This is a genomic window from Paenibacillus filicis, assembly GCF_038070315.1.
GTDB lineage: Bacteria > Bacillota > Bacilli > Paenibacillales > NBRC-103111 > Paenibacillus_G > Paenibacillus_G filicis.
This window is the reverse complement of the sequence record NZ_JBBPCC010000012.1, coordinates 20,072-33,411: the sequence shown is the minus strand read 5'-3', so window position 1 is coordinate 33,411 and position 13,340 is coordinate 20,072. Positions and strand designations below refer to the sequence as shown.

2 protein-coding genes are annotated in these 13,340 nt (G+C 50.5%); both read left to right on the top strand.

Translation table 11 applies throughout. The annotated features are described in order from the left end of the window. Positions 1-73 precede the first annotated feature (73 nt). A complete protein-coding gene (locus WMW72_RS18525) occupies positions 74-5,518 on the top strand; it encodes a hypothetical protein (RefSeq protein ID WP_341417022.1) in 5,445 nt (1,814 codons plus the stop codon). Between the two features lie 90 nt (positions 5,519-5,608). Beyond that, a complete protein-coding gene (locus WMW72_RS18520) occupies positions 5,609-13,297 on the top strand; it encodes an S-layer homology domain-containing protein (RefSeq protein ID WP_341417021.1) in 7,689 nt (2,562 codons plus the stop codon). Positions 13,298-13,340: the final 43 nt, after the last annotated feature.

The window sequence follows — 13,340 nt, the reverse complement described above, 5'->3', positions numbered from 1 at the left end:
GAGAAGTGGTTTTAAAGAATTTCAGTTGTGCCATAAGAACTAGTGATTCGAGACTTTAGGAGGGGTATTGTTCGTGATTAAGAAGAAGTTGATCTGGAAATGGATGTCCATTCTGATCGTCGTTAGTATGCTATGTTCATTACTGCCGGTCTTAGGTGCTCAAGCGGCCGGTAATGAGGATTTAGAAATATTTTTCGATAATACCCGAATAGGCAATGCAACAAAGGAGGCGCAAAATGCGTTCCGCAATTTTAATGTAGCTTCTGACAGCTTTGCCGCTTCTCCCGGATTTTTACAGACGGAAACGGACCGCGATGCAAAAATTTATGCGGATGGCACGATTAATGCTTCCGGCCCTGTATCTGTGGCCTTTAAGATTACGGTCAAGGATAACCCTTATTTGAAGGCATTGGCCGAAGGAGGAACTGCCGAAGTTGTAGTAGGCTGGAATAAGCTCAGGCTTTATGAGTATGATTGCGTTCTGTTCTGGTGCAAAACGAGGATTACGTCGGCTAACTTCACGATAGACGGAAAATCGGTTTTGTCCGGACATACGGGTGGCGGGGATATTGGTTACCGTGAATTTGCCGTAAAAATTACCCCAAATACGGTTATTAACATTAATGCAGGTATGGAAGGCGAGCATGCAGGAGCTGAAGGATTATTTATTAAATTCAGAGACACGGTCCGGCCCGAAATGACAGGTTACACTTTCACTGGCGATGGCGTGCAGCGAACCAACAAGAAAGGACAACATGAGTTATATGCCAAAGCCAAGGAAAACATCACCCTGTCATATAATTTCAGCAAGCCTGTACGGCCTACGACACTAAGCTCAGGATATCATGAGCATTTTCTGCGGCAACCTTTATTTGTAAATCCGGCTGGAGACGGTTTGCCTACGGCTGGTCAGGAGCAGTTTCTGACAAACGCCTCCTATACGTCAGCAGATTTTACCGGTACGTTTTTGAAGGTACCGTTAAGGCAGCAATTCGTATATACATACAAGGCATCGAAGTTTCATCATAGCGGCAACTTGCCTTTGAAGCCGCGTCTCAAATTAACGGATCAGCCTTCAGAGAACTCCAGAGGACCTATGGACAAAAGCTTGGAGGAGAAGCTTCAAGAAGCAGTGCTGGCTGATGCAGCGGGTAATGTGATTAAACCTTTTAGTTTTCCTAATACAGCGAGCAATGAGAGCTTACAGCTTCTGAGAGGTAAGGAGGTCAACCCGTTTGATTTTGAGAAAGGTGGCTTTCGGGTCATTGTAGACGCTGTAGCGCCTAAATTTACGAAAACGGGAAATGGTGTTCAACCTGAGATTTTAACCGGTGTCACTGTGAATAAGGATGACACCATCGACTTTACAGTCCAGCTTACCGAAGAGGTCGTCATTAGGGATGATCGCGATGGAAGCCCGGATTGGAATCCTAAAGAGACTTATTTGCTTTTTAATAATGGGATGCGGGCTTATTACTATGATGAAGCCAATGATGAGAATCTTGGCTTTAACTCTAAAAATCTTAGATTCCGTATGAAGATTCCGGCTGGTGTACAGGTAGAAACGCCGCTGCTCAAAGTTATTGCACTGACGCACAATAAGAAAGACTATCTTCCGGACAGTGACTACCTGAACAAAGACAGAAATGTCATACAGGATTATGCAGGCAATCATCTCATTCAGCCTGTTAATTTTATGGGGCTGCACAAGGACAAGGACCCGGAGAAGGATCCTTCGATTGATGAAGGCGACTATTCGAATGTCAATTCCAAAGTAGATTGGGCCCAAATTTCTATCGATAATACGATTCCGGTCATCAGCTTCCACTACGAGAATGATGGGGCAACGGATACACAGTATAAGAAGCGCGGTAAGATCACGATTGATGCCAATGATCCACCGGTACCGATTCCTGTACTTGATCCGGAATACAATGCGACTTCGAACTACGAGCGACCAAGCCGGGGGATTTACCGTCCTTCCAATGTAACAGGACCTTCGTCGCCGGCAGTCGGACTAGTATATTATGCTTGGACCCGAAGCGACCAAGACCCCTTGGCGGGAAAAGAAACAGACAATTACGCCGCAATCAAGCGATATTCGCTGGCGGCCAAACAGCCAAGAGAGGACCTGTACAAGGATGAAGCTGCATTTGCCAATTTGAATCTAAATGTGGTCAACAACAAAACGAGTATGATCGCTCCGCCTGCGGAAGCATTCACCCCTGAGGGCAGTGGAACGTGGTACCTCCACAGTTGGACCGCGGATATGACATGGGATACCGCCAGGGAATTAATGCAGTACGAAAAAATGAAATCGTACAAGGCTTCACACTCGCAGCAATACGAAGTCTGGAAAAACGAAGCCCCAGGTTCGGAGGCTGATAAGATCTTTTATGCTGACAACAAGGCACTCGCTGCGGTCGGTCAATATGACGATTTGAATGTTTGGCCCTTGGAAGATTTTAATCATCTTGATTCGAACTGGACGCATAACAAAAAAGCGATGCTGCTGGATAACAAGGGTCCTACGATCGAGCTTTCTTCGCTGTCCAATGACCGTTCGGCTAACGTAGAAGTAACGACAACGATAACGGATGAGCACAGCGGACTGAAGGAAAGCTTCTATCAATGGGTCAAAGAGGGCAGCGAGCCCCAGGATATCCAGTGGAAGCCGATCAGCTTGAATGGGAACCAATTCGTCACAGGCACAGTGAATGAAGTGTCGGAGGACGGAAAATATGTGCTGTATATCAAGGCTACAGATATGTTAGGCAATGAATCTCTGAATCGGCTGAGTTCTCCGGCTACTGTGGATTCAACAGCTCAGGTAAGAGGCGAGTTTTCCTCTGGAACTGATCGCGTTTATGTGCAAAGTCATGATATTAAGTTCTTTTTGAACCGGCCGACTGCGCCCACCGTTAGCTCTGTAACTTATTCAACCTATGGGACTACGGTTAGTGCTGCTACCTACAGGATGCCACAGAATCTCTTGACCATCCCTTATGAGGTTGGCTATGCATTCAATTACAGCTCCGTTCGTCCCGAAGGAGATAGTGCCTACACATGGATTCATGAAGTGCCGGGAAGTTCCGGAGGCTATGAATACCTCGTTCCTGCGGACAAGCAATTGAATGGGACGCAATACCTGCATATTACAGTTAAGGAAGCGGGAGCGAATCGGTATTACTTCTTCTCAAAGGCCTATTTCTTTGATAACACAGCGCCGACGGTGGAATTTGGCATTCAGGAGAACTTATATCCGAGGGCGAAGCAAGAAGTGGGCTTTGCTGTACGCGATACGCTGAATGAGGCCGCCGGTCAATATCAATGGGTGAAAAAAGGAGAGCCTGCTCCACTGGAAGTTTCTCCGGGCTGGAAGACGCTAGAAACCAATGAAGCAAAAGCCGTAATTGATTCCAGCAATCTGGCTGCCGGAGAGTCGGCAGACTATAAGCTTTATGTATACGCCAAGGATAAGGCGGGTAATGAGGCGGTCATTTCCACAACAGGATATTTTAGAGTATCCAAGCCGTCCACCCAGCCTCCGGCAGATGCCAAGTCGGACCTGCTCTACGTATACGGGGATCAGGAGGATGGTTATACAGCGATTGTCCAGCTCAGTCTGGACGTGCTGGATAAGTCGGGGTACGAATATTCAATCTCCCCGGATTATGGAAATAGCTGGCTGAGGTGGCGCCCTTATACGAATTTTGTATCCATCAAGGTACCTTCAGACAATGTGAAGAGCGGGCAAATCCAAGTTCGTTACAAAACAGGGCCTCAAGCTGATGGAAGTGAGGGTGTCATTGGAAACGCCAAGCCGCTCGATATCGGCTCCCGATCCGATGTGGAACCTGTCTATGCAATTTCCACATTAAGCACAAGCCGCCCTGTTAGCGTGGTCACGGGCATCGATATTGATATTACGCCTCCACTGGGTATTAAGGTAGTACCTTCCGCGGTAAATCCGTCCGCGCCGGAACGGAGCGGGAATCGGTTCCATGTCAAGCAAAACGGTTACTATTCATTTGATTTGACAGATACGAGTAATCCGGACCGCAAGGCTACACTTTACGCGGTTGTCAGCAATATTGATACTACCCCGCCGACGGGAATCGTGGAGAAGCTTCTGTCCGGGGAAGGCACTACCAATGGCAATGTTACGGTAAAGCTGAAGCCTTCCGAGCCGGTTCGTATCACCAATAATAATGGAAGCAATACGTATACATTTAAAGAGAACGGCACCTTTACCTTCGAGTTTTTGGACGAAGCAGGCAACAGTGGTACGGCTTCTTATACGTTGAATTCAATCGATAAGGAAGGACCCCAAGTAAAAATTGCCCGTGCGTATACCAAGGCCGATGGCACAGCTTATAAAAAAATAATCGCAGACGGTCTGGAACTGATTGAGGGAGTCAAGCTTACGGTAGAGAAGAAAGACCAGAATTCCAAGGAGTTCATCATTCCTGCCGGGATGCCTTCCGAGATCTATATGACAGCGAACGGCGTTGCCGAATTCACCGTTTATGATGCACTGGGCAATGTGACAGTGGTGAAGGAAAACGTCAAGAATATCATCAGCTCACCTCCACAGGCTGAAACGATTGCCTACAGCTTGGTGGATGAAGAGGAAAACCCAGTTGCGGAGAGCAATAAGGTAATCATTGACGGCCAAGCCTATGCCCGAGGAAAAATGAAGGTAGACATCAGCGGTAAAGCGATGGCTCCTAACCGTGTGTTTCTGGGTACGGCGCCTTATCAGCCGGATCCAAACGTGGAAGAATACAAGAATCAAATTAGCGATGCAGATGGAAAGTTTACAACCACCAGAGTTTTCTCAGCTGACGGGTCGCTCTCGGTCGCAGTATCTGATCTGCTCGGCAATGTGAATAAAATTCCGATAACGGTCAAAGGTCTAGACAATAAGGCGCCTGAGCTTACATTGAATGTTCCAACCATTGGCGTTGCGCAGAACAAGCCTGATTTCGATTTTCGTAAGGATTTGGGAGGGTATTCCGTTCGCGATAACGTATCTTCACCAGAGAACATTCGAGTATCAATCAACGGGTTGGATCTTTCCAGAACGGGTCGCCAAATCGTCACCTATACCGCAGTGGACCAGGTCGGTAATGCAGGATCCGCTACTCAGGAGGTTGTGGTAGTAGCTGGAGACGGTATGCTTATCTTTGGTAACGATCAGTTAATCTCGGCTTCGAGCGGGGAGACGTCCTTATTTGAAAGTAATAAGGTTAGCTTCAAAATTACTGGATTTAATGTAATGGATGTTTCAGGTCAGAAATTGACCAATACAGAAGGCACCTATGATTTGTTCTACTACTCCGGTCTGTTCCGTGAGGGACAAATGAAAACTATTGCGACGAAGCTGAGCTATCGGGAACTGGTCAATGGCAATTATCAGGTGACATTCCCTAAAGCAGGATGGTATACCATCATCGTTCGTAATCAGGAACGCGAGCGCGAGTACGCTACGTTCTTTATTAGTAAAGTGGATTAGCGCATCTTAGCCTGGATAAGGAGGGAATCTTAGGATTCCCTCAGCTATTGTCAAAGTAAGCTTTTTCATTAAGAGACAGGAGGCACTCATGTGAAGCTGTTTAAAAGAACGCTTGTGTCCGTGCTGGCCGTATTGCTTCTGCTCGGCTCGCTCACCCAGGCGACATCGGCTCTGGCTGCCGTTGCTTCGCAGCCCAAGACAACGGTGCTGGAAAATAAGTTTATTAAAATAAGTGTGGATAATGGCACAGGCCGTTTTGGGATTCGCACGGTGGACGGGCAACCGATCCGCAAGAAGGATGACAATGTCAATCTAATGTTTCGCGGAGATGATCCGGATACATCATTTACAAGCTTCCGGATCGATGGGGCGGATTATATTTTCGGTAATCCCTATAAATTTGGAGCTGATTTTTTCTCTGAGATCACGACTCCCCGAATTGTAGAGAATAGCAATGGCACCAAGCAGATCGAAACGATTTGGACCATCAAAGGTGTGGCGATCAAACAAATCCTCATGCTTTATGCCGACACCAACGATAAGTTGAATGCAGGTAATGCCAACATCCGATATGAGGTCATGAACAACAGCGGAGCTAAGGTCGAATTGGGTACACGGATCCTGTTGGATACGCAGGTCGGCAGTAATGACGGGCCGCAGTTTCAAATCGGTACAGCTTACAGAGCACCACTGCTGGTGGAACGGAAGCTGGTGCATGATCCCGAGAACGACCCTTCTATTTCAGAGGAGGATAGGGCCTACTATAAGCTGCCTCCTTATTGGGTCATGCGGGACAAATTGGATTTAACGAATCCGCTGGCGACCAATGTGGTTGCGTACGGATTTAACAATTTCTCCGAAGCTGGCATCAATATCGTGGATGAAATGATCGTTGGGCACTGGAATGGTCTGGCGAATACGAAGTGGGATTATACACCCCATGGAAATTTGGATTTTACCAGGGATACGAACGACTACGGAACGGCTGATTCCGCAGTTGCATTTTATTGGAAGCCTAAGGCGCTTGAGAATAAAAAGGTTCAAACGTTCGAGACTGTCTATGGACTAGGGGAAATTCTGGAACCGGACAAGGTGTTCTCCATACGATACATGGACCCGCCTCAACAGCTCGCTACGACTATGGATAATAGCGCCTATGAAAATGAAGGCATATTTGATATTACAGCGGAGATCGAAAATCTGGCGTTGTTTAATATGGAGCATTCCGACATTACGGCTAACCTGGAGCTGGAGAGCGGATTAAGCTTCGTCAGATTGGACAATGAAGGGAAGGTCGTAAGAGACGCTGCCGGCAAAGTGGTTACGGAGGCCTTCCGGAGTAAAGAGCTTACTTACCGTAAGCCTGCTACCCCGGAGGAAGCGGCTAATGGGATAGAACCGAAGTATAAGCCGGGCGATACGGTAACGGTATCATTTAAAGTGCAGGCCAAAGGCAAGCCATGGCCGACTACCAAGCAGTACATGCTGACAGCAAAAAGTGCGGAAACCGTCAAGAAAATTGAGGGCATCCAGGATGAAGGGCTGAAAGCCCAGTATCTGTCCGTCAAGTCTAATTTTGTCTTGCTTCCGCCTGTGGGCCAAGCCACGCCAACCTATGTATACGGGCTGGCTCCCAAAGAACTATACAGCACCGATATTAAGTACTTTACCGTGAACATCACGAATCTTGAAGCCTACAACACGGGTAATGCTCAAGTAGCGCCTAACTTTGATCTGTATCTCAAAGAAAAGATTACCGGCAAACGATATAAGGTTGCTGTGAAAGATTCTGTGATTCTTCAACCGGCTGATGACGGCTTCTCCGGTGATATGAGGATCACATACCGGGGCGGTGACCGGGTTGACGATAAAGGAAATGTGATTGAAGCCGGACTTGGGCCAGAACTCCCGCTAGGCGAGTACCAGGTACAAATTGACTTCAAGGGCGATACGGGCGGCGATGAAGAGATCGCTGCGATGTACGACATTACGACGAAGCAAACCTTTAAGGTCACGAATAATAATGAAGCCCGCGTCAGGGAAGCCGGACTGATGGCGGTGTACAAGCAGTATGTGGACTTGAGCTCAGTCACCAATCAGACAAACGGGAAAAAGCTTGAAGAGATCAATGATGCTTTCCCAGGCAAAAAGTTTGAGAGTGGCGAGAAGCTCAACGAAGCAGTCAATGTTCTGATAAATGCGAAAAAGCTGGTCGGTGCAGCCAGTAAGCTGGCGGATCCTAAATTCGATCTCCCTGGATTCACGGACCGTGGGTCCTTAAAGGAAACTCCTGCTTACAATTATAAGCTGTTCAGCTCGGAGAAAGAGTACAAGGAATTTTTTGAGGAAAAAGATGCGAGCGACAAGCCGGTTCGTGAAATGCTTGTTGAGATTCGCGGCATGATCAAGGAAGTTGGTACAGGCAGCGAGAAGCAGGTGATCGTCGATACCAAGACGGAGCCAGCGCTTATTAATGAGGCCGTTGCCTATAGGGGCAAGGACTTGGTATTCGTTCGTGGGAAGCTGGATGTTTTCGATCTTCCCAAGAAAATAAGCGGCTATGATAGCTTGCCGTTCCTCGACACTTTGTTTGTAAAAGGCGAAGGAACCTTAAGTGTTGCGAATAGCGGGTTTGCATTCTATGCGGGCGAGTGGACGCTGGATTTCTTCAACGGGTTTGATAAAAAAATCGCGGGCCAACTAGTGCCTAAAGACGATGATCCATCGGAAATATTCCCAGATGATCACAGCAATCCTGAAGATACCAGCTTGAACGGCACGTTAAGCTGGGCCACCGGCGCTCTTGGAGATAGGGTCAATCCGCTTAGGCAGTTGATGCTGACGCATGTGTATTTTAACAAGCACAGCTTGTTTGCCGCTCCAGGGTTTATGGTGGGAGGCTTTGGCTTTACGTTCAATGACTTTACTCTCCGGCCGGGCGGAATCTCGTTTGGCGGGAAAGTGTCTATGAAGATTGTGGATGGCGAAGTGCGGAACGTTATATTCAATGACAAGGGCTTCGTCGGCGTCGATGCACATCTGCGCTTCGATATCGGCAAGGATCTCGGCTTGTTTGAGTCCAAGAAGAAAGAAAAGAAAGAGGGCGAGAGTACTGCGAGCGGAGATATCACGGTAGTCCACTTCGTGCAGAAGGTGGAGGACGTTTCCAATCGATACGGTATCCGCTTCAAGGCCGATGTCAAGGGCAAGTTCGAGGTTCAGGCCGAGCTCGCCTTTAAGCAGGTGAAGGACGGCCGGGTACTGCCCGATGTAGTCGCCTTCGGTACGACCCTGGGGCAACCCGGTGTTCTGATTACCGGCGCTACCTACTTGACCTCGGTCCGCGGTGCTGTTCGGGAATTGGCCGATACGATTGCTGGAGGCACGTCCAAGGATCCGTTCCCGTTAGTCATTCAGGCCGGAGTTGACATGAGGTTCGGCGTTCCGCCGGTGTACTTGTTCGGCAGCGTGGACATGACAGTTAAGCGCACGGGCCTCGCAATCCTGGGTAAGCTGGATTTCTCATCAGATCCGAAGGGTGAGAAGAAAATCAATATGATTACCAAAGCCTTGCTGGAAGCCCAATGGGTGACGCCTTGGTTTGTCCGGGTGGAGACCGAGGTTGATATCGGCGGATGGGGAGTCATTGTGGGTAAAGCGGGCATCTTCGTCGGGCAAAATCTGGAGAAGCACCGGATTGACTTTGAGGGTTATATTGGAGCGAAGCTGCAGATACCGGATAGCGTTCCGGTCGTAGGAGGCATGCCGCTGTCCAGCGTGTTCCTAGGTCTCAATAACGATAAAATCTGGGGTAGTGTGGGCATCTTGTTCATTTCCTTGGGGATTACCTACTATTGGGGCGGTGGGGTCGAATTCGGCACCTCGCAGGAGGATCTTCCGGAGGGCTTCGCTCACTTGCTCATTGAGGACCCTGAGAAAGGTCCGCAGCTGTTTGTCATCGGAGCCGGCATGAGCACGTTGGCGACTTCGTGGCTGGATGCGGAGAAGAGCAATCATGAAATTGTATACCGCGATATCGCTGAAGGCGTTAAGCTGGTGGAAAATAGTGCGATGGAAGCCGGTATCGGCGGTATCTACACGAAGGACGGCGGAAGAATCCATGAAATCCCGGTGGGCTCTGCGTCCGGTAATGCCATCATCGAAGTGGAATACGATGAAGCTAATAGACCTGACTTTAAGCTGAAGGATAAGAACGGCGTGCTGTACCCGGTGATGTTCGATAATACGAACACGAATCCGGAGGCCAATGCTTTCACACAATTTATTCCTGCCGCACAATCGGCTACGAAGGCTGATGTGCGCAAAGCCTTCATTATTGTACCGCAAGCGAAGGCTCAAGAGGGCGGTACTTGGACATTGACGGCTATGAAGCCGGTCGCTACACGGCTGCTTAACGTCCCGGTTCTTGCTGATCTGAATAGCGTAGCTTTGGTCAATCACGGGACCGATCCGAACCAATTCACCGCCACCTGGCAGGTAGATAACGCCAAGTCGGGTGATAAGGTAGATCTGTACCTGACGAAAGAACCCGTCACCCAAGACAAGCAAATGGTGGACGGCAAGGAAGTGCTGGAGCCCGGTGATCCGGGCGTACTGATCGCCAGGGACCTGGCCGTAGATCTTAACGGTTCGGTGAATGGCACACGCGCCAGCGGCAAACTGAATGTTGATGTCAGCCGGGTTATGCTGATGGGTCAAGAAGAAGATCTTCGCGGCTTGCTGCAGCAGGGCCAGTATTACCTGCGCGCTTCGCTGAAGTCATCGGCATCCTTCAAAACTAAGACTTCGGCGGAAACGTTCCGCATGACGGACCCGCTGGCACCTGGCGAGGTGACCGATGTGCAGATCGAGCCTGCCGGCAACGGCTTCTTCAGTCTCTCCTTCAAGCCTGCTGCCAAGAAGGCCGGTCAAGAGGGGGTCGAGCATAGCTACTCGATCACGGCTCTACAGCAGAAGAATGGCAAGCTCTCACCTTATATGAGCTTCGCCGAGCAATTGTTTACGGAAGAAGAACTGAAGTCTTATTGGAATGCCACAAGCGGCAAGTACGAAGGCATACTGGTCGGGGGCTGGACGGAATTCTCCAATTCCTCCGAGGTCAATGAGACGGATCTGACAGGTCCTAAGGTCAACCCGAACGAGAAGAAAACGTATCTGGGCTTGGAAGTGGGACAGTCCTATGTACTCGGTGTCTCGGCTGCTACCAAACCGAATCCGGACAACGACAATTATCGCTTCGCGGGTCGTACGGACAGCGCAAGCACGCTGCTGCCGATTCCCGTCGAGCCGAAGCTAAGCTTGGAAGCAGGCAAGTACCCGGATTATCTGGAGGTTCTGACGAACCAAACGAAGCAGACCATTCAGTTGTTCGCGGATCAGCTGGATATTGAGGTCGAAGCGATTTATAACGAACAATCGATAGGCAAGACGAGTTTGGAGAATAACGGTGCAGGCAGCACCGGAACCATTACGTTCGACCGATTCCCGACGGACGGCACGTTCGGGATCGAGCTGAGAGCCAAGAACAAGCGTACGAAGGATCAGAAGGTGACGTTCATGTATTTGAATGTCGATACGAGCGCTCCAATTCTGTATCTGGATAAGCCGGTTACAGGCCAGCGTACCGTCAATGGCGCCATAACGGCAGCGGGTACGACGTCCAAGGATGCCAAGCTGACTGTATATGTAGGTCAGGTTGCAGACGGGAAGGGCGTAAGCATTCCGGTAGCCGATAACGGCAAATTCTCAGGATCGGTCCCGATTGGGGTGGATAGTCCGGAAGCCCAGTTAATCTTCGTCGCACGTGACGGGGCGGGCAATGAAAACCGGGCTACCGTAGCGGTGACGAATGACGGCTTCAAAGTGCCGACAGCCATCGTCCTCCATAAGATCGACACACTGAATCCAGGAGCCAAGGTAACCGTGGAGCCAGTTCTCCGCGTGCAGCAAGCCCTGGATAAGAATAAGAAGCCTATTTTCGGCGAAGTGCCGATGACGCCGGAGCAATCGCAGCGCGTGAAGTATTCGGTCACAAACGGGGATGCCGTGGCTATTGAGGAAGTTCAAGTGAAAGATGCCGCCACTGGCAAAAACCGCAAGGTTCTGCAAATTACGGCCGGGCGGGATACAGGCGCGAGCCTGATCGCTGCTACTTACGATATTGCCAAAAGCGAAGCGTCTTCTGAGGAAGCCGTTGATACAGCCATTAAGCTGGATTCCATGATGGTGGCTTCCGTCAAGGTGCCGGCACCGACGAAGCTGGAGAACTATTCGGTGACAACGGAAGCCTTAAGCGGCAATGCAGCCGCGACCAGGGTACACGTAGGCGATACGGGCGAACAGCCGGGCTACCAGGTCGTGTACAAGGTGTTTCCTAAGGGCGCGGGAGCCGTGGTTCCAGTGTTCGGCGACAAGTTGAACGATTGGAGCTTCCTGCCTGCCGACGGGGTTGTGCCGGCTAATAACGGGGACTCTGTTGTCGTAGCCAAACGGACATCAGCCATGAAAGAAGCCGTCGGCTCATCGCCTGTGGTGACGGCCAATGTGTGGACTAGAGCGGGTGGCGGAGGCGGAGGCGGGCCGATGGCGCCGCCGGCCAAAGATTCAGTCAAAGTCAACGATCAGATCGTGAAGGCCGAACGCAATGCTGATAGCCTGACGGTTCATATCACGGCCAAGGACGGTGCTGACACGACCAAGGGAGACATTATCGTCACCTCGGATGACGTCACTCTGAAGGAATACACGTTCCGCTTCGACAAGGAAGTGGCACAGCAAGCAGCAGCCAAGCAGCGGAGCATTCGCATCGAGCTGCCTGGGGTGGGCCTGGTCCTTACGCCGGATATGCTGACAGGCATGCAGCAGGATCTGGAGATCAAGCTTCGTCCGAACGGCGCACCTGCTCTGCGCGCCATGAAGCAGCTGGCAACTGATATGAAGGGCGAGCTGCTCGCAGACGGCCAAGGGCTTGAGATTGTTACCAACCTGCCGGAAGCGAATCGTCAGGCTTACCTGAAAGCCAAAGTATTCCTCCCAGCCTCGATAAAAGCAGGAGATATCAGTGCTGTGATTCTGCGCGGTGCGGATGGTGAATGGACAACCGTTCCTTGGAAGCTCGATACGGTTCGTGGTCAAGCGGTTGTCGATGTCCGGCTGACCGGCGATGGAAGCCTGGTCTTCCTGCACAGAGCCTCTGCCTTCACGGATGTGGAGGATGGATTCTGGGGTAAGACGGGTATTGAAGCTGCAGCAGCCAAGCTGTTTATGCAGGGCAAGAGCGATGGTGTGTTTGATCCGGAAAGCAAGATCACACGCGCCGAGTATCCAACCGTTCTTCTGAGGGTAGCCGGATTGATGAACAAGTCCGCAACCTCCGAGTTCACAGATGTGGCGGCTGACGCCTGGTATAACCGCAGCGTGGCGATTGCAGCCAAGCTGGGTATCGTGAACGGTCTTGAGGGCGGCAGCTATGCGCCGCAAGCGACTCTGACCCGCGCTGAAGCGATGACCATGGTCGGGCGCGTGATCGAAGCGCTTGGACTGAACAGCAAGCTCACAGACGAAGAGGTCGAGCAACTGCTCGGCAGTTATGAGGACAAGCAGCAGATTCCGGATTGGGCGCGCAGTCAAGCCGCTCTAAGCATCAAGTACGGTATTATTCAAGGCGAAGGCAATGCCGTGAATCCGCTGGGTGCGCTGACCCGGGCACAGGCGGCCGCTATCGCGGTCAGACTGGAAGAATGGATTACGGGCAAGTAGAACGCAGCAGCCCGCATCAGTCACAGGACTGGTGCGGGTATAT